Source organism: Sorangium sp. So ce295 (genome assembly GCF_051527405.1).
Classification (GTDB): domain Bacteria; phylum Myxococcota_A; class Polyangia; order Polyangiales; family Polyangiaceae; genus Sorangium; species Sorangium cellulosum_B.
Genome location: NZ_CP150324.1, coordinates 7543648 through 7566710, shown reverse-complemented (window position 1 = coordinate 7566710; position 23063 = coordinate 7543648). Strand labels below are relative to the sequence as shown.

General features: G+C 70.5%; 16 protein-coding genes. 9 read left to right on the top strand and 7 right to left on the bottom strand.

What is annotated here, in order from left to right; all coding sequences use genetic code 11:
• Positions 1–39: 39 nt before the first annotated feature.
• From WMF11_RS28705 to gltB, 3 genes are read right to left on the bottom strand one after another with little or no spacing between them, the layout of a single operon-like run.
• A complete protein-coding gene (locus WMF11_RS28705) occupies positions 40–1035 on the bottom strand; it encodes an MDR/zinc-dependent alcohol dehydrogenase-like family protein (RefSeq protein WP_437972960.1) in 996 nt (331 codons plus the stop codon).
• Positions 1036–1044: 9 nt separating this feature from the next.
• On the bottom strand, positions 1045–2484 hold the full coding sequence (locus WMF11_RS28700) for a glutamate synthase subunit beta (RefSeq protein ID WP_437972959.1): 1440 nt from the start codon (positions 2482–2484) through the stop codon (positions 1045–1047).
• Positions 2477–7084 carry a glutamate synthase large subunit gene (gene gltB / locus WMF11_RS28695; protein WP_437541553.1) on the bottom strand — a complete coding sequence of 1536 codons (4608 nt, stop codon included), beginning with the start codon at positions 7082–7084 and terminating at the stop codon, positions 2477–2479. Before gltB ends, WMF11_RS28700 begins: the two co-directional genes overlap by 8 nt.
• 231 nt (positions 7085–7315) lie before the next feature.
• Between gltB and WMF11_RS28690 the strand changes: the two genes are divergently transcribed.
• Together WMF11_RS28690 and WMF11_RS28685 are read left to right on the top strand one after the other, a co-directional pair.
• Positions 7316–8155 (top strand): metallophosphoesterase family protein, encoded by an 840-nt coding sequence (locus WMF11_RS28690; protein ID WP_437972958.1) that lies wholly within the window; start codon positions 7316–7318, stop codon positions 8153–8155.
• On the top strand, positions 8156–8896 hold the full coding sequence (locus WMF11_RS28685) for a 4'-phosphopantetheinyl transferase family protein (RefSeq protein ID WP_437902444.1): 741 nt from the start codon (positions 8156–8158) through the stop codon (positions 8894–8896).
• Between the two features lie 36 nt (positions 8897–8932).
• Here the strand turns inward: WMF11_RS28685 and WMF11_RS28680 are convergent, their stop codons facing one another.
• Entirely contained in the window at positions 8933–10540 is a 1608-nt protein-coding gene (locus WMF11_RS28680) for a metallophosphoesterase (RefSeq protein WP_437972957.1), read from the bottom strand.
• A gap of 275 nt (positions 10541–10815) precedes the next feature.
• Between WMF11_RS28680 and WMF11_RS28675 the strand changes: the two genes are divergently transcribed.
• From WMF11_RS28675 to WMF11_RS28655, 5 genes are all read left to right on the top strand, one after another.
• Complete coding sequence (locus WMF11_RS28675; protein ID WP_437902442.1) at positions 10816–12054, top strand: YncE family protein; 1239 nt, start codon at positions 10816–10818, stop codon at positions 12052–12054.
• Positions 12051–12806 (top strand): c-type cytochrome, encoded by a 756-nt coding sequence (locus tag WMF11_RS28670; protein ID WP_437541543.1) that lies wholly within the window; start codon positions 12051–12053, stop codon positions 12804–12806. The genes WMF11_RS28675 and WMF11_RS28670 overlap by 4 nt, the downstream gene beginning before the upstream one ends.
• Positions 12803–13429 carry an endonuclease III domain-containing protein gene (locus tag WMF11_RS28665; RefSeq protein ID WP_437972956.1) on the top strand — a complete coding sequence of 209 codons (627 nt, stop codon included), beginning with the start codon at positions 12803–12805 and terminating at the stop codon, positions 13427–13429. Before WMF11_RS28670 ends, WMF11_RS28665 begins: the two co-directional genes overlap by 4 nt.
• Positions 13430–13654: 225 nt before the next feature.
• The gene (locus WMF11_RS28660; protein ID WP_437541539.1) at positions 13655–14716 is read left to right on the top strand and encodes a 3-oxoacyl-ACP synthase III family protein; all 1062 of its coding nucleotides are present in this window, start codon (positions 13655–13657) and stop codon (positions 14714–14716) included.
• 608 nt (positions 14717–15324) lie between these two features.
• Positions 15325–16986 (top strand): protein kinase domain-containing protein, encoded by a 1662-nt coding sequence (locus WMF11_RS28655; protein WP_437972955.1) that lies wholly within the window; start codon positions 15325–15327, stop codon positions 16984–16986.
• Between the two features lie 243 nt (positions 16987–17229).
• On the opposite strand, the gene WMF11_RS28650 is transcribed toward WMF11_RS28655, so the two are convergent.
• On the bottom strand, positions 17230–18117 hold the full coding sequence (locus WMF11_RS28650; RefSeq protein ID WP_437972954.1) for a BON domain-containing protein: 888 nt from the start codon (positions 18115–18117) through the stop codon (positions 17230–17232).
• A 118-nt stretch (positions 18118–18235) separates the two neighbouring features.
• Between WMF11_RS28650 and WMF11_RS28645 the strand changes: the two genes are divergently transcribed.
• Both WMF11_RS28645 and WMF11_RS28640 read left to right on the top strand, forming a co-directional pair.
• On the top strand, positions 18236–20041 hold the full coding sequence (locus WMF11_RS28645) for a MutS-related protein (protein ID WP_437972953.1): 1806 nt from the start codon (positions 18236–18238) through the stop codon (positions 20039–20041).
• Positions 20042–20090: 49 nt separating this feature from the next.
• A complete protein-coding gene (locus WMF11_RS28640) occupies positions 20091–21074 on the top strand; it encodes an aldo/keto reductase (RefSeq protein WP_437972952.1) in 984 nt (327 codons plus the stop codon).
• A gap of 28 nt (positions 21075–21102) precedes the next feature.
• Here the strand turns inward: WMF11_RS28640 and WMF11_RS28635 are convergent, their stop codons facing one another.
• Together WMF11_RS28635 and argG are read right to left on the bottom strand one after the other, a co-directional pair.
• On the bottom strand, positions 21103–21462 hold the full coding sequence (locus WMF11_RS28635; RefSeq protein WP_437520919.1) for a phage holin family protein: 360 nt from the start codon (positions 21460–21462) through the stop codon (positions 21103–21105).
• 148 nt (positions 21463–21610) lie between these two features.
• On the bottom strand, positions 21611–22963 hold the full coding sequence (argG, locus tag WMF11_RS28630; RefSeq protein ID WP_437274770.1) for an argininosuccinate synthase: 1353 nt from the start codon (positions 22961–22963) through the stop codon (positions 21611–21613).
• Positions 22964–23063: the final 100 nt, after the last annotated feature.

Genomic DNA, 23063 nt, shown 5'->3' with positions numbered 1-23063 from the left:
GCAGGCCACCCGGACGAGCTGACAGCCAGCGCGCCGAGCTCAGCCGGTGACGAGCACCTTGAGAGCGCCGGGCGCTGCGGCGGCCGCCAGCGCCTCTGCGGCGCGCTCCAGCGGGAGCCGCGCCGACACGAGGGGGCGGACATCGACGGTCCGGGCCTCGAGGGCGCGCAGCGCTGGCCCGAACAGCCCGCAGCGCGAGCCGACGACGGTGATCTCGTTGATGACGAGCTCGGCGAGGTGGACGCTGGAGAGCCCGGCCACCGTGCTCTTGAGTACGAGCGTGCCCCTGGGCCGGGTCGCGCGGACGGCCCTCACGAACCCCTCGGCGGTGCCGGTGGCCTCGACCACCAGCTCGGCCGGATCTCCGGCCCAGGCGCCCCGGGGCGGCGAGGCTCCGGCGCCGGCCTGGCCCGAGGGCTCCGGGCGAACGAGCTCGGTCGCGATGCCCTGCGCGCGCAGCAGGGCGAGCTTCTCCTCGTGTTTGCCGACCGCGAGTACGCGGGCGCCAGCCTGGTGGAGCACCTGCGCGATGAGCAGGCCGAGCTTCCCGTCGCCGAACACGAGCGCCGACGCGCCCGGCGACACACGCACCTGCTCCAGGATCGCGAACGCCGCCGCGAGCGGCTCCGCGAACACCGCCTCCTCATCGTCGACCCCGTCGGCCACGGCGTGGAGGTTCGCCACGGGCACCGCGACGCGCTCCGCCAGCGCGCCGTCGGCGCCGACGATGCCCATGACGGTGCGCGTCGGGCAGTGCCTGCCCAGCCCGCGCGCGCAGCTCTCGCAGCGGCCGCACGCGAAGTTGATCTCGCCCACCACGCGGCGGCCGAGCCAGGCGGCCGGGCCCTCCACGACGTCGCCGACGAACTCGTGCCCGAGCGTGCCGCGGAAGCCCATGTAACCTTGGATGATCTCGAGATCCGTGTTGCAGATCCCGGCGCACCGCACCTCGACCACGGCCATGCCGGCCGTGGTCGAGGGGGGGTCGCGGTCGATGACGCGCGCGGCCGTTCCGTCCCAGACCAGCGCTCGCACGGTCGAGCTCTAGCCCGCCGCGAGCGCCAGCCGGCGCTTGGCCGGCTGCATCAGGTACGCGTCGACCGCGTCCGCGGCCTTGCGCCCCTCCGCGATGGCCCAGACGACGAGGCTCTGTCCGCGCGACATGTCGCCCGCGGCGAAGACGCCCTCCACGCTGGTGCGCCCGCCGTGGGCCTTCACGTTGCCGCGCTGGTCCATCTCGACGCCGAGCTGCTCGAGCAGCCCCTCGCGCTCGGAGCCGACGAAGCCCATCGCGAGCAGGACGAGCTCGCACGGGATCTCGAACTCGCTCCCCGGGACCGGCACGAACTTCCCACCTTCCAGCTTCACCCGTATCGCCTGGAGCGCGCGGACGTGCCCGTGCTCGTCCCCGAGGAACGCGGTGGTCGACACCGACCAGTCGCGCTCGCCGCCCTCCTCGTGCGAGGACGAGGTGCGGAGGATGAGCGGCCACGCGGGCCACGGGTTCGTCAGCGAGCGCTGCTCGGGGGGGCGGGGGAGGAGCTCGAGCTGCGTCACGTGCGCCGCGCGGTGGCGGTGGCTCGTGCCGAGGCAGTCGGAGCCGGTGTCGCCGCCGCCGATGACGACCACCCGCTTGTCCGTGGCGAAGATCGCCTCGCTGTCGGGGATCACGTCGCCGGCGACCCGCTTGTTCTGCTGGGTCAGGAAATCCATCGCGAAATGGACGCCCTTCAGGTCCCGGCCGGGCACCGGCAGGTCGCGCGGCCGGCGCGCCCCGCCGCACAGCACGACGGCGTCGTACTGCTCGCGCAGGGCGTCGCCGGTGATGTCGACGCCGCAGTGGACGCCCGTGCGGAACGTCACCCCCTCGGCCTGCATCTGCTCCATGCGCCGGTCGATGAGGTGCTTCTCCATCTTGAAGTCGGGGATGCCGTACCGGAGCAGGCCGCCGATGCGGTCGTCGCGCTCGAAGAGCGTCACGTCGTGGCCCTTGCGCGCGAGCTGCTGGGCAGCAGCGAGCCCGGCGGGCCCCGAGCCGATCACCGCGACCTTCTTGCCCGTGCGCTGCTTCGCGATGACCGGCGCCACCAGGTTCCGGTCGAACGCGCGATCCGCGATCGCGCGCTCGACGTTCTTGATGGTGACCGGCTTGCTCTCGATGTTCAGAACGCACCCCGCCTCGCAAGGCGCGGGGCACACGCGCCCCGTGAACTCGGGGAAGTTGTTCGTCGCGTCGAGCGACGCGATCGCCTCGGGGAGGCGATCGCGGAACATGTGATCGTTCCAGTCGGGGATCAGGTTCCCGAGCGGACATCCGTCGTGACAGAACGGGATGCCGCAGTCCATGCACCGGGCTGCCTGATCGCGCAGCTCGGCGTCGGGGACCGGGAGCTCGAACTCCTGCCAGTCGTTCAAACGCTCGGAGACGGGCCGCTTCTTGATGTCGACCCGCTGGATCTCGAGGAAGCCTCGTACCTTACCCATGGGCGGCCGACCTCTCTCCCGTGCTCAGGGGACCCGCGTTGGCGGGGATGTAACGTCCAGTGGAAACATAGGGGGTGGAAGGAGAAAGGAGAGACACGAGCCTGTCGGACCCGTCCGCTCCGTTCGTCGCGGGCGACGCCGCGGCCTCCAGGGCGCGGCGGTACTCGCTCGGGACGACCTTCACGAACTTCGACAGCACAGCCTGCCAGGACTCGAGCAGCTCGATCGCCTTCCGGCTGCCCGTGCGCCGCACGTGCTCCTCGAGCAGCGCCCGCACCGACTCGGCGTCGGCGGCGGTCATCGTCTCGAGCTGCACCATCTCCTTGTTGCAGCGCGCCTCGAAGAGCGCGTCCTCGTCGAAGACGTAGGCGAGCCCGCCGCTCATGCCGGCCCCGAAATTGCGGCCGGTGGTGCCCAGGATGATCACGGTGCCGCCCGTCATGTACTCGCAGCCGTGGTCGCCCACGCCCTCGACGACGGTCGTGGCCCCGCTGTTCCGGACCGCGAAGCGCTCGCCGGCGCGGCCGTTGAAGAACGCGCGGCCGTTCGTCGCGCCGTACAGCACGACGTTGCCCACGATGACCTGATCGTCCGGCCGGAACGGCGCCTCGCGCGGCGGCCGCACAGCGACAACGCCGCCCGAGAGGCCCTTGCCGACGTAGTCGTTCGCGTCGCCTTCGAGCTCGAGCGTCATGCCCCGCGAGGCGAAGGCGCCGAAGCTCTGGCCGGCGCTGCCGGCGCACTTGACCACGATGCTGTCCTCGGGGAGCCCGGCGCTGCCGTGGCGGCGCGCGATCTCGCCGCTCAGCATCGCGCCGAGCGTCCGATCCGAGTTCTTGACGCGGGTCTCGATGACGACGGGCGCCCCGCCGTCGATCGTCGCGCGCGCCTTCTCGATCAGCTTGAGGTCGAGCACCCGGTCGAGCTTGTGGTCCTGCAGCTCCACGCAGTGGGTCGGGCTCGTGAGCGCCTCCTTCGGGCGGTACAGCACCTCGGAGCAGTCGATCTTCCTCGCCTTCGGGTGGAGCCCGGCGCTCCGCTGCACGATGCAGTCGGAGCGCCCGACCATCTCGGTCAGCGTGCGGAAGCCCAGGCGCGCCATGATCTGCCGGAGCTCCTCCGCCACGTAGAAGAAGAAGTTGATGACGTGCTCCGGCGCGCCCGTGAACTTCTTGCGGAGCTCCGGGTCCTGCGTGGCGATGCCGACCGGGCAGGTGTTGAGGTGGCACTTGCGCATCATGATGCAGCCGGTCGCGACCAGCGGCGCCGTGGAGAAGCCGAACTCCTCGGCGCCGAGCAGCGCGGCGAACGCGACGTCGCGGCCCGTCATCAGCTTGCCGTCGGTCTGCACGATGGCGCGGCCGCGGAGCCCGTTCATCACGAGCACCTGGTGCGCCTCGGCGAGGCCGAGCTCCCACGCGACGCCCGCGTGGTGGATCGACGTGAGCGGGGAGGCGCCGGTGCCGCCCGAGTCGCCGCTGATCAGCACCACGTCGGCGTGCGCCTTCACGACGCCCGCGGCGATGGTGCCGACGCCCGCCTCGGCGACGAGCTTCACGCTGATGCGCGCCTTCGAGTTGATGTTCTTCAGGTCGAAGATGAGCTGCGCGAGATCCTCGATCGAGTAGATGTCGTGGTGCGGCGGCGGCGAGATCAGCGTCACGCCGGGCGTCGAGTGGCGCACCTTCGCGATCACCGCGTCGACCTTGTGGCCCGGGAGCTGGCCGCCCTCGCCGGGCTTGGCCCCCTGCGCCATCTTGATCTGCAGCTCGTCGGCGTTCACGAGGTACTCGGCCGTGACGCCGAACCGCGCCGAGGCGACCTGCTTCACCGCGCTCCGCTTCGAGTCGCCGTTCGGCAGCCGGAGGAAGCGCGCCGGGTCCTCGCCGCCCTCGCCGGTGTTCGACCGCGCGCCGATCCGGTTCATCGCGATCGCGAGCGTCTCGTGCGCCTCCTTCGAGATGCTCCCGAAGGACATGGCGCCCGTGGCGAAGCGCTTCACGATCGAGGCGGCGGGCTCGACCTCCTCGATCGGCACCGGCGGGCCCGCGGGCCTGAAGTCCCACAGCCCGCGGAGCGACATCGGGTGCTCCTGCTGCTCGTTGATGACGGAGGCGTACTCGGCGTAGCTCTTCGCGTCGTCGAGGCGGACCGCCCGCTGGAGCGAGGCGATCGACTGCGGCGTCCAGAGGTGCCGCTCGCCGGACACGCGGAAGTGGTGGTGGCCGCCGACGTCGAGGTGCGCGCGCGCCCGCTCGCCGTACGCCGCGTGGTGGCGCGCGAGCGCCTCCTCCGCGATCTCGCGCAGCCCGACGCCGCGGACGCGCGACGCCGTGCCGGTGAAGTACGCGTCGATGACGAGCTGATCGATGCCGATCGCCTCGAAGATCTGCGCGCCCTGGTAGCTGGAGAGCGCGCTGATCCCCATCTTCGACATGATCTTCAGGATGCCCTTCTTGAGCCCCTTCACGTACCGCGAGCCCGCCGCGGTCGGCGAGAGGTCGGCGCCGAGGGTCTTGTCGCGGCACATCGCCGCGATCGACTCGAACGCGAGGTACGGGTTCACCGCGCCGGCGCCGTAGCCGATGAGCAGCGCCATGTGGCCGACCTCGCGCGCCTCGCCGGTCTCGACGATGATGCCCGCGCGCGTGCGCGCCCCCTCGTTGATGAGGTGGTGGTGCACGGCGCCCACCGCGAGCAGGCTCGGGATGGGGGCGAGCGTCTCGTCGATGCCGCGGTCGCTGAGGATGAGGATGCTCGCGCCGTCGGCGATCGCGCGGCTCGCGTCCTTGCAGAGCTTCGCGAGCGCGGCGCGCAGGTTGTCCTCCGGGTCGCCGTCGACCGGGAAGTACATGGGCAGCGTGGCCGCGCGGAAGTCGGGGAAGACGTTCTTCCGCAGCTTCGACAGGTCGTCCTGCGTGAGGATCGGGTGCGGCAGCTCGAGCATCCGGCACTGGCGGGGCGTCTCCTCGAGGAGGTTGCCCTCGCCGCCGACGCAGCTCACGAGCGACATCACGATCTCCTCGCGGAGCGGGTCGATCGGCGGGTTCGTGACCTGCGCGAACAGCTGCTTGAAGTAGCGGAAGAGCAGCTGGGGCTTCTCGGAGAGCACGGCGAGCGGGATGTCGATGCCCATCGAGCCCACCGGCTCCTCGCCGAGGGTGGCCATCGGCCCGAGGATCATCCGCAGGTCCTCCTCGGTGTAGCCGAACGCCTGCTGCAGGCCCCGGAGGTCCGCGTGCGGGATGGTGTAGAGGCTCGGCACGTCCTCGAGGGCGCGCAGATCGATCTTGTTCTCGGCGACCCACGCCGCGTAGGGCTTCTGCGTCGCGACGCGGCGCTTGATCTCGTCGTCGCTGACGACGCGACCCTCGGTCGTGTCGACGAGGAACATCTTGCCCGGCTGGAGGCGCCCCTTCTGGATCACGCGCGCCGGCTCGATGTCGAGGACGCCGAACTCGCTCGCGAGCACGACGAGCCCGTCGCTCGTCACGACGTACTTCGCGGGGCGCAGCCCGTTCCGGTCGAGCGTCGCGCCGATCAGCCGTCCGTCCGTGAAGCACAGCGCCGCGGGGCCGTCCCAGGGCTCGATCAGACAGCCGTGGTACTCGTAGAACGCCTTCTTCTCGGCCGACATGTCCGGGTCGAGCGCCCAGGCCTCGGGCACGAGCATCATCATCACGTGGGGCAGCGAGCGGCCGCTCGCGAGCAGGAAGTCGACCACGTTGTCGAGCGCGGACGAGTCGGAGCCGCCCGGGCGGATGATCGGCTTGAAGTCCTCGATCGCGTTCGCGAAGACATCGCTCTTCAGCAGCGCCTCGCGCGCCGACATCCACGCGGTGTTGCCGCGCACGGTGTTGATCTCGCCGTTGTGCGCGATGACCCGGTACGGGTGCGCGCGCTCCCACGTCGGGAAGGTGTTCGTGGAGAAGCGCGAGTGCACCATCGCGAGCCGCGACACGGTGCGCTTGTCGGACAGATCGGGGTAGAACGCCGCGACCTGCTCCGCGAGCATCAGGCCCTTGTAGACGACCGTCCGCGACGAGCACGACGTGATGTAGAAGTCGTCGGCGTTGGCGGCGCGGCCGGCGCGCTTGCGGATCGCATACAGGACCTGCTCGAAGGACTGGCGAGGCGCGACCCTGCCGATGAACAGCTGGCGGATCGCGGGGCGCGAGTCGCGCGCGATCGGGCCGAGCGCCGCGTCGTCGATGGGGACGTCACGCCAGCCGAGGACGCGCTGTCCGTGGTGCACGACCGCGGCCTCGAGGATCGCCTCGCACTGGCGGCGCCGCGACGGGAGCTGGGAGAAGAACGCCGTCGCGACGGCGTAGTCGCCGGGAGCAGGCAGCGCGATGCCAAGGGCGGCCAGGGACGTGGCGTACAGCTCGTGCGGGATCTGGAGGAGGACGCCCGCGCCATCGCCGGTGCAGGGGTCGCAGCCAGCGGCGCCGCGATGGGTTAGATTTTCGAGGATCTCGAGCGCTTGGCAGACGACCTCGTGCGTCGCTTCACGGCGGAGCGTGGCGACGAATCCGAGACCGCATGCGTCGTGTTCGAAAGCCGGATCGTAAAGACCTTGTCGTTGGGGCAGAGGCATGGTGCTGACTTCACACGCGCGTAGCACAGGTGGCACAAGGATTGGAGCCCTAGTTTAATGCGGCGCGCCAGGAGCCGCGGAACCGGGCGCAAAATGGGGAAGGGGTGTCGCCTTGCCCCGGGGGCCGCCGCGCTCGGCGGCGGCGCTCGGCAGTGGACGCCCGTCGTCGGCCGTGGTCTGGGTGGGGGGCGGCCGGCTCGCCGGTCCGGCCCCTGGCGGCGCGGTATTCGGATGAAGCTCTTCGCACTCAGCGATCTCCACGTCGGGTATGCGGAGAACCGGTGGGCCATCGAGCGCATCACGCCGCGGCCGAGCGACTGGCTCATCCTCGCGGGGGATCTCGGGGAGACGGAGCAGCACCTCATCTACGTCCTCGAGACCCTGGGTCCGCGGTTCAAGCGGCTCGTGTGGGCGCCGGGCAACCACGAGCTCTATACGATGCCGAGTGAGCGCGGCGGTCCGCGCGGCCAGGCCCGGTACGAGCGGCTGGTCGAGCTGTGTCGGAGCCGCGGCGTGGTCACGCCCGAAGACCCCTACGTGCTCTGGGACGGCGAGGGCGGCCCGCACGTGCTGGCGCCGATGTTCCTGCTCTACGACTACAGCTTCCGGCCGGACGGCGTGCCGGAGCGCGACGCGGTGGCGTGGGCCATGGAGAGCGGCGTCCTCTGCAGCGACGAGGAGCTGCTCGACCCGGCCCCCTACGCGAGCCGGCCCGCGTGGTGCCGGGCCCGCCTCGCCGCGACGGAGGCCCGCCTCGGCGCGATCGAGGGGCGCCCCACGGTGCTCATCAACCACTTCCCGCTGCGCGAAGAGCTCGTGCGGCTGCGGCACATCCCGCGTTTCTCGATCTGGTGCGGGACGCGGCGCACGCACGACTGGCACACGCGGTTCCGCGCGCGGGTGGTCGTGTCAGGGCACCTCCACATCCCCCGCACCGACTGGATCGACGGTGTTCGTTTCGAGGAGGTGTCGTTCGGATATCCGCGCCAGCGGCCCGTCGAGCGCAGCGCCGACAGCTGCCTTCGGGAGATCCTGCCGGGCCCTGCAGGCGCGGCGCCGCCGAGGATGTAGATGCTCACGATCGGCCCCGGCGCCGCGCACCTCTGGTACGTCTTCTGCGACTCGGCTCGCGACGAGGCGTTGCTCGAGGCGTACCACCGGCTGATGACGCCTGACGAGGCGGCGCAGCAGGCGCGCTTCCTGTTCGCCGAGAACCGGCACGAGTACCTGCTCACCCGCGCCCTCGTGCGCACGGTCCTCTCGAAGTACGCGAACGTCGCGCCCGAGGCGTGGTCGTTCGTCCGGAACGAGTTTGGCCGCCCGCAGATCGCCGGACCTCCGGGGGTGCCGCCGATCCGGTTCAACCTGTCGAACACGCGGGGGCTGATCGCCTGCCTGGTCGCGCTGGATCGCGACGTGGGCGTCGACGTCGAGGACACCGAGCGCGCGAGCAGCGCGGTGGACATCGCCGATCGCTTCTTCTCGCCGGGCGAGGTGACGGCGCTGCGCGCGCTGCCGCCGGAGAGGCAGCGCGCGCGCTTCTTCGAGTACTGGACGCTCAAGGAATCGTACATCAAGGCGCGCGGGATGGGGCTCGCGATCCCGCTCGATCAGTTCTCGTTCCACCTGGACGATGGACCGGCGATCGGCATCTCGTTCGATCCGCGGCTCGGCGACGACCGCTCGGCCTGGCAGTTCGCGCTCTACCAGCCCTCGGCGCGGCATACGATGGCCGCCGCGATCCGCAGCGGGGGCGGACCCCCGCTGTCGATCGAGCTGCGGGAGACGGTGCCGCTGCGCGACGGCGGATGAGCGACGGCTGGGGCCGCCCGCACGCGGCGCGCGAGGTCAGTCAGGCCGCGCGATCGAGAGCTCGACGTTGCGCCACGAGGGCTCTCCGCGGCCGTCGTCGCCGAAGCCGGAGGTGACGTCCACGACGGCCCGGCGGCGCCCTTCGGCGGCGATCGGGTCGTCGTCGACGGCGTAGTCGAGGGCGGCGCCCCGGATGGCGACGAAGCCGTTGTCCTCGTCCCAGATCTCGATGACGCGGACCTGATGGGGGTAGTCGGCGAGCGCGGAGGTCTCGAGCTCCCAGTACGCGTGCCCGCCGGCCGGAGAGACCCGGGTCACCCGGTGCACGTGGGTGTGTCCGGCGAGGTGGAGCAGGACGTTGTCGTAGCCGCCGACGAGCGACTGCCACGCATCGACGTCGATCGCGCCGGGCACGGCGGGGGTGCCCGTCGCGGCGAAGGAGCCGTCCCCGAGCGAGCGCGACGCGTGGTGCGACGTGAGGATGACCCACCTGCGCTCGCGCTTCGCGCGGTCGAGCGCGGGACGGATGAACCGATCGACATCGTCCTGGAGGATCACGCCGTTCGGCCCGCCCGTCTCGGCGGCCGTATCGAGCACGATGACGCGAAGGGGGGTGTCCTTCATGTCGAACTCGTAGAACGCTTTGCCGTACGCGCGCTCGTCGGGCCCGATCCCGTGCCCGTCGCCGGTCGCCGCGACCCGATCGAGCAGCGCGGGGCCGCTCAGCAGCGCTCTCCTCGGGTCGGGGACGACCTCGCCCGTGATCACCGGCGCGCCGGGGAGGGACCAGTCGCGCGTCCCGCCGTCCGACCAGCTCCCCGTCGCGAGCTCGGCGCGCGTGTGCACCGGGAAGTTCCCCTGGTGCAGGACATCGTGGTTGCCGGTCACCCATCGCCAGGGAACGAGCAGCCCCTCGGCGAAGAACGGATCCTTGGGATCGTTGTCGGGGCCTGGCACGGGGTCGTCGTCAGCGCCCGAGTCGCACTCGACGCGCTCGGCGCCGTCGAGGATGGCCGAGAACCACGCGATCTCGTTCGTCTGCGCGCTGTCGGCGTTGTCGCCGCCGAGCAGGACGAAGTCGATCGGCGCGCTGCGATGGAGCGCGTTGATCGTGCGGACGGCGGCGTTGAGGATCCGGCACTCGTGGCCTTCCTGCGGGCGGAACGCCGACGCGAACACGCCGGGCGAGTCGAAGATCGCCAGCCGAGCGGGCGACTCGTCGTCCGCGAGCTGGGTGTCGGCGAGGTGGACGAACCTCGTCAGGAGCGTCGGCCGCTCGCCGCGCGGCGGTGGAGGGGTGTCGTCGAGCGTCGCCGGAGCGAGCGGCTGCCCCGGCCCGCCCTCGAGCTCGCCGTAGCCCTCCGCGAGCATCTGCTCGATCTCCGCCGGGACAGCGGGGTTCCTGTCCGGTGGATCGGCCACCGCGGCGCGCGGCGCCCAGGTGCGAGCGGTCGTCAGCGACGGCGCGCCGCGGAGCGCTGGCAGCGGTACCGGCGCAGGAGCGATGGACTCCTCCCCGGCACACGCCGCGAGCGCAAGGGACGCAAGGAAGAAGCACGCCGCGGGGCGACCTGGGCGCGCTCGCGCGATCCGCCGCCGACCGAGCTCCCATGTTGTGATGCCCACCGCTCGTGTCTGGCTCATCGCTTCCTTACATGACAACACCACAGCGTCTGATCAAGAAATGTTCACTCGGGCGGTAGCGCTGCCGTTGGGGGCCGGCGCCGACCGAGGAAGAGAGAGCGCAGAACGCGCGTAGTACGTCCCACATCGCGCAGCGCGGCGGCGGACGTCGGCGGAGCGTCACGTCGAGGCGCACGAGCGGGCCGAGCCATGGTAGGGCGGAGCCGCGGCCGGCGCGCCGGCGGCTGCTAGGATGCGGCGCGTCCGAGCCAGAGGCGCTCGTCCCGAGGTCATCTATGGTCATTTCGCGATTCCTGGGTTGCGCGCTCGCGGCGGCGATGCTGGTGAGCTGCAGCGATCCCGAGCCCATCATCGAATACCGCTACAGGGCCTACGAAGGCGACGCGTATCCGGACCGACTCCCTGAGATCACGATTCCGGAGGGCGGGATGGGGTTGGTGAGCGATAGCCTCTCCGATACGATCTCTCTTGTCTCGCTCGCGACCGGGGAGCGGTTCGGCGTCCACCCCGTGGGCCGCGATCCCGTGACGATCGACGGGCCTCACCATGTGGCCGTGGACGCCGAGGGCGGCGCCGTCTACGTCGCGCTGTCGTACCCTGACATCGCCGGCGCGATCGGCCCCCACGCGGTGCACGGCGGGAGCGTGGTGGCGGGCTACGTCCAGAAGCTCGCGCTCGACGATCTGCGCATCCTCGGGCAGGTGCGCGTCGAGGCCAACCCGGGTGATATCGTGATCTCGGAGGACGGCAAGCGCGTGGTCGTCTCTCATTTCGATCTGAAACGCGTGCTCGACAACCCGGGCGACGTCGAGGCGGCGCGCTCGTCCCTCGCGGTGATCGATCCCGAGGAGGTCGTGCTCTCGGGATCGCCCGATCCGGTGTTCATCCCGGTCTGCATGGCCGCCCACGGAATCGCCCTCTCGCGCCCGGACGGCGCCCGCGCCTACGTCGCTTGTTACGGCGAGGACGTGCTCGCGATCGTCGACCTGACGGACCCTTCCGCCGAGGTGAAGCGCGTGCCGGTGGGGTCTACCTCCAGCCCGTCGCCCCATGCCAACAACTACGGACCCTACGCGGCCGTCATGTCGCCCGATGGAAAGACCATCGCCGTGAGCAGCACGGAGAGCAGGGACGTGCGCTTCTTCGATGTCGCGTCGGAGACGTTCGACGATTCCCGGAAGATCCTCACGATCGGCGCGCCCTACTTCCCCGCATGGACCCCCGACGGGAGCGCCATCTATGTGCCGACCCAGGTGCCCGACACCATCGTGCGGATCGGCGTGACCCCGGACGACGACGGCGTCGTCACCCGAAATATCGCCGATGAATGCATGCGGCCGCACCTCGCGCAGCTCGACGAGGCGCACGGGCTCTTCGTCGTCTGCGAGGGCGACAGGAGCGCGACGCCCGGCAGGGTGCTCCGGCTCGATCCAGAGACGCTGGAGACGCTCAGCGACACGGAGGTGGGCCTCTATCCCGACGGGCTCGTGCGCGTCGCGCCGGAGGCGCCGTGAGGGCGCCCTGCGGTCTTGCGGCCGCGCTCGCGTGCGCGGCGCTCCTCTGTGGCTGTCCGGGTGATCCCGAGACGAAGGTCGTCGACGCGACGGCCGTCGACCACGGCGCGGCGCTCTTCCGGGACCCGTCGATCGCGGAGACGCGCTTCAATCGCTATTCCTGCTCGACGTGCCATGAAGCTGTCGCCGGCGACGCGGGCGACGCCATGCTGCCGGGCGCCCCGCTGGCCGGCGCCGTCGAGCGCCCGCATTACTGGGGCGGGCAAGAGGTCGAGCTCCTCGGCGCGATCAACCATTGTCTCTATTACTTCATGACGAAGGACCTGCCCTGGACGGCGGACGACGACGCCGCGCAGGCCATCTATGCCTACCTGGAGTCGCTGCCCAGCGATGAAGGCGCGGCCGAGGCCGTCCCCTTCACGCCGGTCTACGAGCTGAGCCAGATCCCGGCCGGCGACGCGGCCGCGGGCGGGCGCATCCACGAGCGCGCCTGCGCCTCGTGTCACGGGCGCGCCCATTCGGGGGACGGCCGGCTCGTGGCGCGGGCGCCGGCGCTGCCCGACCAGACGCTGAAGGAGCACCCGCTCGGCGAGTACACGGAGGCCGACCGGCGACTTGTCTTCATCGAGAAGGTCCGGCACGGCGGGTTCGTCGGCTACGGCGGGCAGATGCCGCCGTTCTCCCGCGAGGTCCTCTCCGATGAGGAGCTCGGCGATCTGCTCTCGTTCTACGGGCTGCCCTGGCCTCCGTGAAGCGCGCCGAGAAAGCCGCGAGGATCGCCGAGATCCTCGACCGATTGTACCCGGCCCCGCCCATTCCGCTGGCCCACGACGATCCCTATTCGCTGCTCGTCGCGGTGATGCTCAGCGCCCAGACGACGGACAAGATGGTCAACGCGGTGATGCCGGCGCTCCTCGCGCGCGCCCGGACGCCCGCGGCCATGGCGGCAGTGCCCACCGAGGAGATCGCCCAGCTCATCCGGAGGATCGGTTTCGCTCCCACCAAGGCGCGGCACCTGAAGGCGCTGAGCGAGCGGATCGCGACCGAGCACGGCGGCGTCGTCCCCTCCTCGTTCGAGGCCCTCGAGGCCCTGCCGGGGGTCGGTCACAAGACGGCCTCGGTGGTCATGGCACAGGCCTTCGGTCACCCCGCCTTCCCGGTCGATACCCACATTCACCGGCTCGCGTTCCGCTGGGGGCTGTCGTCCGGAAGGGACGTCGTCGAGACGGAGCGCGACCTGAAGCGCACGTTCCCACCCGAGCAGTGGAACAAGCTCCACCTTCAGCTCATCTACTTCGGCCGCGAGCACTGCCCGGCGCTGCGCCACGACAGGACCGGCTGCCCCATCTGCAGCTGGGCCGCCCGTCGACGCTGATCGCGGCGCCCGGCGGCCGCCGAAGACGGGGGCGGGTACAACGCCGCAGCGCGGCTGGCAGGCTATCGAGGCGGCGCGTTTCCGTCAAGCTGGGTGCAACGTCCCGGCGATCTCATGAGCGCGAGCACCGCCCGCCGCGCTGCGGCGCGAGGCGGCCGGGCGCGGTCGTGTGCGGGTGTGCGGTTCCCGGTCGCCGCGGGCCTGCGGTTCGGGTAAGGCACTTCTGTGACAAAGATTGGATTTGAGATCATCGGGACGGGCCACTACGTGCCCGGAGAACCTGTCACCAACGACGACCTCGCGCGGGTGATCACGACCTCCGACGAGTGGATCTACCAGCGCTCCGGTATCCGCCAGCGCCATTACGCGCCGGACGGCGTGGGGGTGAGCGATCTCGCGTGCGAAGCGGCGAAGCGCGCGATCGCGTCGGCGCGCATCGCACCGTCGGAGATCGATTACATCCTCTTTGCCACGATGACGCCGGACTATATTTTCCCCGGTTCCGGGGCGCTTCTCGGCGCGAAGCTGGGCATTCCGGGCGTCCCCGCGCTCGACATCCGGCAGCAGTGTGCCGCGATGCTGTTCGGCCTCCAGACGATCGACGGGCTGATCCAGACCGGGGCCGCCAAGACCATCCTGTTCGTGGGCGCGGAGGCGCACGCCGGCTTCATGCCCTGGGAGGACTGGGGAGCGCTCGACCCGAAGAATGGCCGATCGGCGACGCCGGAGGCGCGGGCGCACGCCGACCGCCACCGGAACCTCGCCGTCCTGTTCGGGGACGGGTCGGGCGCGCTCGTCCTCCGCGCGACCGATCGCGACGCGGGCCTGCGCGCCAACAAGATCTGCTCCGATGGACGCTTCGCCGAGCTCCTCTTCGTGCCGGGCGGCGGCTTCCGCTCGCGCCCGTACTGGAAGCCGACGTCGTTCGACGAGGACCTGCATATCCCCCGCATGGATGGCCGCGAGCTCTTCAAGTTCGCGGTGACCAAGCTCCCGGCGACCGCGCGGGAGCTCTGCGCCTCTCAGGGCCTCGCGATCGAGCAGATCGACGTGTTCCTGGCGCACCAGGCGAACGGCCGGATCAACGAGCACATTCGCAAGGACCTCGGCGTGCCCGTCGAGAAGCTCCCGAGCAACATCGATCGATTCGGCAACACGAGCGGCGCCACCGTGCCCATCCTCATCGACGAGGAGATGCGCGCCGGAAGGGTGAAGAAAGGGCAACTCGCCATGGTGCTCGCGCTCGGGACCGGCGTCCACTGGGGCTGCGCGCTCTGGAAGCTCTGAGCGGCTGAGCGGCGGCGCCTCGCTCGCAGGCGTCACCGTCCTCCTCGTCATCGTCATCGTCATCGAGCCGCGGCGGTCGCGGCGGTTGCGCGCGGCGTATTGCGTCCGGCGCGGAACGCTGCAGAAAATTCGTGCGATCGTGTCGCGACGGATTGCACGTGGCGTACCCCTTGTTACGTTTCCATCAACGCCCGCAGCAGACCCCGTGTTTGCAATGCGATCGACCTTGCGCGGGCGCCACCGGGAAGGGAGTCACCTCAGGGCTCGGCGGCACGGCCCCTCCCCGGCCAGCGGCGAATTGCGCACGCAGCACCTCATGCGGAGCAGGTAGCGCGCAGCAGGCACAGCGCAGCGCGGGACCTACGCGCGGGGGTGCGGTGTTCGCGAGTGCGCGTGAATGCGCGTGAATGCGCGTGAATGCGCGTGAATGTGCGTGAACGCGCGCGAATGCGTGTGCGCGTGTGTTCGGATGTCGTCTCTTGCCGCTCTTGTTCGTACGATTGTAGGCCATTCACTTCATTGGAGCATGTTTTCCTTGATGGCGAGGACGCAAACTCTTCGCATTGACTCGGACGCGCAATTATCGGATTTTGCACACTGAGGTGAGTGTGATCGGAGAACACGGAGCGTCGATCTTGAGAGACACACCGACCCAGCTTGGGCTCGGCCGGTATCGTCCCATCGCGAAGCTCGGCCGCGGCGGGATGGCAGACGTCTTCCTCGCGATGGCTCACGGGCCCGCCTCGGTGAACAAGCTGGTCGTCGTCAAGCGTCTCCGCAGCTCCGGGGACGAGGAGGATCGCCAGGTCCTCATGTTCATGGATGAGGCCAAGCTCTCGGCTCGCATGAACCACCCGAATGTCGTCCAGACCTACGAGGTCGGCAGCGATCGGGACGGCTACTTCATTCTGATGGAGTACCTGGAGGGCCAGCCGCTGAAGCGCGTCATGAAGGCGGCTGTCGAGCGGGAGTCCGGCACGGGCGGGCTCGTCCGTGGTACGTGGATCCGGATCGTGGCCGAGGTGCTGCGCGGGCTCCATTACGCGCATGAGCTCTGCGATTTCGACGGTCGGCCTCTCGGCATCGTGCATCGCGACGTCTCGCCGCACAACATCTTCATCACGTACGAGGGCGCGGTGAAGCTCGTGGATTTCGGCGTGGCCAAGGCCGTCGTCAACGCCTCCAGCACCGAGAGCGGGACCTTCAAGGGCAAGCTGACGTATATGGCGCCCGAGCAGGTCACGGCGGGCAAGACGGTGGACCGCCGGGCAGACATCTTCGCGGTCGGCGTCGTGCTCTGGGAGCTCCTCGCCGGGCGGCGGCTGTTCGAGGGCGATCAGATCACCGTGATGCACCAGCTCCTGCTGGGGAAAATACCGCGGCTCTCCACCGTCGTTCCGGGGATCCCCATCGCGCTCGATCAGATCGCCGCGAAGGCCCTTGATCGCGAGCCATCGAAGCGCTTCGCGACGGCGCAGGAGATGTGCGATGTGCTCGAGAACTACCTTCAGTGGTCGGGCGAGGACGTCCGCAGCGAGTTCCTCGGCGCCTGCATGCGGGGGATCTTCGCCGAGAGCCGGGCCTCCATACGCCAGCAGATCAAGGCGCAGATCGAGCGGGTGGCCAGCGCGTCGCTGCTGAGCGACGCCTCCAGCCAGGTGACGATGAGCGGCATCGGCGTCGCGATGGTTCCCTCGAGCTCCGGCTCGGGCAGCAGGCTCCCCTATGTCGGGGAGTCCAGCCGGTCGGGCATCGACCGGGCCTCGGGCTTCGAGCGCGTGTCGGGCGCCGAGCGGGCGTCGGGCGTCGAGCGGCCCAGGACCCCCGTGAGCGACTCGGTGAGCCTGCGAGCGACCACGTCCGGGCCCGTGTCGGCCTCGAAGCGCGGCTACCTGATCGGCGCGTCTGCCCTGACCGCGCTGGTCGCGCTGGTCGGCGGCGCGGTCCACGTCGCGAACCAGCGCGCGCCCGCCCCCGATGCTCCCGCGGTCGCTTCGCACGGCGCCGAGGCCGGGGAGACCGTCCAGAAGAAGCCCGAGGAGGGCCCCAGGGCGAGCGTGACGATCGCGAGCGATCCACCCGACGCGACCGTGAGCTGGAAGGGAAAGACGCTCGGCAAGACGCCGCTCAAGACCGAGCTGCCCGTGGGCACGCAGGTCGTTGTCGTGTCGAGATCCGACTGCTTCGATGAGACGCTCATGCTGGCGCTCTCACCCGCGGAGGCCGTGGAGCGCTCCGTCAAGCTCCGCCCCAAAGACTTCACCCACTAGAGCGGCGGTCACCCGCTTCGGATACGGGCCCACCTCGGCGTTTTCGGTGCTCAGCGCACGGGAGTGCGCTTCCGCGCCGAAAACGCCGATCTGGGCCCGTCTCCTGTGCGGGTGACCGCCGCTCTGCTGCGGCTCTGGAGGGTGCTGAGGGGGGCGGGAACCGGATGAGCCGGGGGGGGGCATCTGCCCGTCGGCGAACGGATGCACCTCCGTGACTGCGGCTAGGAGGAGGACCTCATGGCGTCATGAGCCGTGACGGATGTAGGAGATCACCTTGGTGACGCCGTCGGCGTCCATGGCCTCCTTCACAGCCTCGGTCGCCTCCTTCACGCTGGCGACGGTGCCCTGCAGCGTGACCACGCCGTCGCGCACCGTGACGTGCAGCTTCTTCACCGCGTCGTGATCGCTGTCCGCGAGCTTGCCGCCGACCGCGTTGCGGAGCGCCTCGTCGGACGGGCGCGCGCCGGTCCGCTTCGCCTCCTTCGTGGCGATGACCGAGCCGTCGCGGCCGAAGGTGACCTGATAGTCGTTGTCCTTCGCTGCCTTCGTCCACTCGTCGCGCTCCATCGCGGCGACATTTCCCTCCTGCTTCTTGGCTCCCTCAGCCTGGCCCTGTTGCGCGGGCTGCGGCGCGGCCTTGTCCTTGGGAGCGGCGGGCGGCGCCGACTGCGGGCGCGCGCCCTGGTTGTCCTTGAGCGCACCTGTCTGCTCGCCGACCCTGTTCATCTGGTCGTTGACGTCGCGGCCCGCCTGGCGCCCGCGCTCTGCAAGCTGCTCCGCCTTTTCGCCCACGCGCTCGGCCTTCTCGCGCGTCTCCTGGCCGAGCTGCTGACCCTCCCGGGCGAGCTGCTCTGCCTTGTCGCCCGCGCGCCCGGCCTGCTCTCGCGCCTCCTTGCCGAGCTGCTGACCCTCCTGGGCGAGCTGCTCTGCCTTGTCGCCCACGCGCTCGGCCTGCTCGCGCAGCTCTTTGCCGGGCTGGTTCGGGGCCGGAGGCGGTTCGCCTCTCCTGTTCGTCTGGTCCACGGGCTCGCGGACCGCTCCTTCAGCTCTCTCGCTCTCGCTCCTGCAGGCCGTGCCGGCGAACGCCAGCGCGAGGACGGTTGGGCCGCAGAACCAGCGTATTCTGCTCATCGTGCAGCGATAGCTCATGGTGCATCTCCGGGCGCACACCGAGGCAGACGTCGTGCCAGGAACTCGGTCGTTCCCGGCCGCCCGGGAACAACGGCGCCCCGCGCGTGTCGACGGGGTCATGCCGAGACCCTCCCTGGCCACCGCGCAGCGGCGGCACCGGACACCGGACGAGCGCTCCGGCCCGACGCATCGTAGTAGGCTCGAGGTCGTGAGCGCGGCGCCGCCGGAACCCGTCCTGCCTGACGCCCCGCCCGGACAGCGCTCCGCGCCCGATCTCCTCTCGCACCGGCCGGCGCTCCGGGTCGACGCGCGGGCGGTCAAGGAGTCGCTGGCGTTCGCGTTCGCGGGCGGCGCGCCGGCGGGGGCGTTCGATCGGCACGTCGAGTCGGCGTCGCTGCCCGCGTCGACGTGGGATCCAGCCCGCTTCGCGCAGCACGTCTTCCTGCGCGAGCTCATCGTCGGATGCCTCCATTTCACGAGCGAAGGCCGCACGTACATCCCGAGCCCGGCGCTGCTGGGCCGCGCCCTCTCCCGGCCGCCGAGCGATCGCGACACCGTCGAGCTCCGGCGCGCGATCTTCCGGGAGCTCACCGGGTCGGAGGCGCACCGCCGCGATCTCGAGCGCGCCTACGCGGCGCTGCGCCGCTGGGTGGGCCAGATCGAGACGATCCCCATCTCTCGCGGCGAAGGCAGCCGGCGCCGGCTGGACATCCTCGCCGCCGCCAAGGACGCGTTCGACGCGCTCGCCGGTGGGTTCGCGGGCGCCCGCTCGGGCCTGTCGCGGCTCTCGGCGTTCGGCGCGGCCGTGGGCGAGGGCGAGGCGTACCGCCGCCTCGCGGATCTGCTCGCGTACGACGAGGAGATCGCGACGCTGGATGTCCGGATCCGCGTCGGCTCCGACGGCCATGTCCGCGATCTGCGCGCCCTGTCGATCCGCGAGAACAGCGAGAACCGCTTCTACCAGTCGCCGCTCGGGCGCCTGGTCACGAAGCTCGTGATGCTGTGGAGGGGGTACCGGTTCAGCGACGACGAGCTGCTCACCCGCCACATCAACAGCGTGTTCGACGGCATCGAGGACGATCTCGTCGCGCTCGTCCAGCTGCTCGGAGATCTCGAGTTCTACCTCGCCGGCCTCGCGCTCCGCGACCGCGCCCGCGCGGCCGGGCTCTCCGTCTGTCTGCCCGAGCTCGTCTCGCCGGGCTCCTCCGACGGCGCGCACGGCGCGCGCGGCGGGAGCCCCGGGCGCGCGCTCAAGGGGCTGTTCAACCCGCTGCTCCTGGCGAGCTCGGTGAGCACGGTCCCGTGCGACATCGCGACCGATCACCACGACGCGACCGTCATCGTGACCGGGCCGAACTCGGGGGGGAAGACGCGGCTGCTCGAGGCGCTCTCGCTGGCCCAGATGATGGGGCAGGCGGGCTTCTTCGTGCCGGCCGCGGAGGCGCGCCTCTCGCCGTGCCACGGGCTCTTCGTGTCGCTGATCGAGCAGGCGCAGGCCGATCAGAGCGAGGGCCGCCTCGGGATGGAGCTGCTCCGCATCAGGTCGCTGTTCGAGGCGATGCAGGTCGGCGACATGGTGGTGCTCGACGAGCTCTGCTCGGGCACGAACCCGTCGGAAGGCGAGGAGATCTTCCAGCTCGTGATCTCGCTCCTCTCGGAGCTCCGCCCTCAGGCCTTCATCACGACGCACTTCCTCGAGCTCGCGGCGCGGCTCGAGAGGGAGCGGCCGGTCGATCGGCTCGTGTTCCTGCAGGTCGAGCTCGACGCGCAGCAGTGGCCGACATACCAGTTCGTCGACGGGGTCGCCCGGACCTCGCTCGCGCACCGGACGGCGGCGCGGCTCGGGGTCACGCGCGAGGAGCTCGTCGCGCTCGTCGAGCGCAGCAAGCGCGCGCACCGCCGCCGCGGGGCCGAGCCCGCCTGAGCGCGGCCACGCTCGCCGTGGCGGGAGAAATCTGGTTGTATGCGCCGCCATGGAGTATCGACCTCTTGGCAGGACGGGTTTCCGCGTCTCCTCGGTGAGCTTCGGGGCCTGGGCGATCGGGGGCACCTGGGGCGACGTCGACGACAAGGAGTCGCTCGCGGCGCTGCACCGGGCCGTCGATCGAGGCGTGAATTTCTTCGACACCGCGGACGTGTACGGGGACGGCCGGAGCGAGCGGCTGCTCGCGCGGCTCAGGCGCGAGCGGCGCGAGGAGATCGTCGTCGCGACGAAGGCGGGCCGGCGCCTGAGCCCGCACACGGCGGCGAGCTACGACGAGGGGAACCTCACGGCCTTCGTCGAGCGCAGCCTGAAGAACCTCGAGACGGACGCGCTCGACCTCCTCCAGCTGCACTGCCCGCCGACGGACGTCTACTATCGACCCGAGGTGTTCGACGCCCTCGATAGGCTCGTGAAGGCGGGCAAGATCCGGTTTTACGGCGCCAGCGTCGAGCGGGTGGAAGAGGCGCTCAAGGCCATCGAGTACCCCGGCGTGCAGTCGGTGCAGATCATCTACAACGTCCTCCGGCAGCGCCCGGCCGAGCTCTTCTTCCCCGAGGCGAAGCGCCGGCAGGTCGGGGTCCTGGCGCGACTGCCGCTCTCCTCGGGGCTGCTCACCGGAAAGATGAGCGCGGCGACCCGGTTCGCGGCCGACGATCACCGCAGTTTCAACCGAGAGGGCGCCGCGTTCGACAAGGGCGAGACGTTCTCGGGCGTCGACTACGATCTGGGCCTCGAGGTCGTCGACGAGCTCCGCCCGCTCGTGCCCGCCGGCGTGAGCATGGGCGCGTGGACGATGCGCTGGATCCTGATGCAGGACGCGGTGACGTGCGTGATCCCCGGCGCGAAGCGGCCCGATCAGGTGGACGAGAACGCGAGCGCGGCGGACCTGCCGCCCGTGCCGCAGGAGACGATGGCGAAGATCCGCGAGATCTACGACCGGCGGCTCCGGCCTCAGGTTCACCAGCGCTGGTAGACGCCGCCCGGGCGAGGGCCGCGAAGGCTCACAAGATGCGCGGCAACAGCCATCCTGCGAACGAGATGAGGGCCGCCGTGCCGAAGAGCGGCCCTAGCCCCCGGATCTCGAAATCGTCGATGAGCTTGTCGGTGGCGTAGAGCAGCACCGAGTTCACGACGAGGCCGAAGAAGAGATACGCCAGGCCGAGCGTGAGGACGGCGGCGGGCAGGAGCGCCACCGCGACCAGGAACTTCACGAGCCAGCCGAGCAGCAGGTTGAGGACGGTGAACACGGCGGCGACGACGAGCGCCGTCTGGGTCTTTCGGATCCGCACGCCGGGCAGGATCTTCGTTCCGACGAGGACCGCGAGGCCCGCGGCGAGTGCCTGGATGATGAGCGCCTTCATGACCACCTCCCTGGCCGGCACCGCTCGGGCGGGCCGGCGTTCGCACCTTCCTCGTGACCCAGGGAGGTGCCGGGCGCAACCTCGTCCGGCGCGTCGCGAGCGGAGCCGGCGCGCGGCCTCCGCTCAGCCTCAGCGGCGCCGCCCCGGCTCATTCCTTCGGCTTGTCGCCGCCGAGCAGCTCGCCGATGGCGGGGGCGCCGCCCGGGCCGAGGGCCTGCGTGCTCTCGATGAGGTGGATCAGGAACTGGCGGTTGTCCGTCACCGAGAGGTTCTGGAGCTCGAGCGCGCCGATGCGGTCCTCGGGGGTGAAATAGGCCTCCTCGACCTTCTCCATCGAGAGCTTGTGCGGCGCATAGGCCATGTAGTCGGCGCGCGTGTTCAGGATGTTGTAATCGTCGCCGCGGCGCAGCTCGAGCGTCACCTCGCCGGTCACGCCGGGGGCGATCCAGCGCGAGAGCGCGTCCTTCAGCATCATGGCCTCGGGGTCGTACCACTTGCCCTCGTAGAGCAGACGCCCGAGGCGCCTGCCCTGGGTGAAGTAGACGTCGAGGGTGTTCTCGTTGTGAATGGCGGACAGGAGCCGCTCGTAGACGGCGTGGAGCAGGGCCATGCCCGGGGCCTCGTAGATGCCGCGGCTCTTCGCGTCGATCACCCGGTTCTCGATCTGGTCGCTCATGCCGAGCCCGTGGCGCCCGCCGATCCGGTTGCACTCGACGAACAGCTCGAACAGGGAGCCGAAGCGCTTGCCGTTGATCGTCGTCGGGACGCCGCGCTCGAACCCGAGGGTCACCGTCTCGGCCTCGATGGCGACCTCCGGCCGGAAGGAGGCGACGCCCATGATCGGCTGGACGATCTTGATCCCGGTGTTCAGGTGCTCGAGGTCCTTCGCCTCGTGCGTCGCGCCGAGCACGTTGGCGTCGGTGCTGTACGCCTTCTCCGTCCCCATGCGGTAGGGCAGCCCGTGGCGCTCGAGGTACTCGCTCATCTCCTTGCGCCCGCCGAGCTCTCCCACGAACCTCGGGTCGAGCCAGGGCTTGTAGATCTTGAGCGAGGGGTCGACGAAGATGCCATAACGGTAGAACCGCTGGATGTCGTTGCCCTTGTGCGTGCTGCCGTCGCCGAACACGTGGACGTCGTCGTCGCGCATCGCGCGGACGATCGCGGTCGTGGTCACCGCGCGGCCGAGCGGCGTGGTGTTGAAGTACTTCTTGCCGCCCGTCGAGAGGTGAAAGGCGCCGCACTGGATGGCGAGGATGCCCTCGCGGACGAGCGCCTCGCGACAGTCCACCAGCTTGGCGGAGACCGCGCCGTGCTGCAGGGCGATCGGCGGGATGTCCCCGGGGGAGTCCTCGTCCGGCTGCGCCAGATCGGCGGTGTACGCGTGCACCTTGAGCCCGTTGCGCGAGAGCCACGCCACCGCGCAGCGCGTGTCGAGGCCGCCCGAGAACGCGATGCCGAGGTGGGTGCCCGCCGGGGGGAGTGAACGGAAGATCCTGCTCATGGCGGCGCAGCATAATCGCAACGCCCAGGCGCCTCCACCGGAAGCGCGCTGGCCTGCACGAAACGGCGCAGGCCGGGCCTCATCGGACTAGGATGGAGGA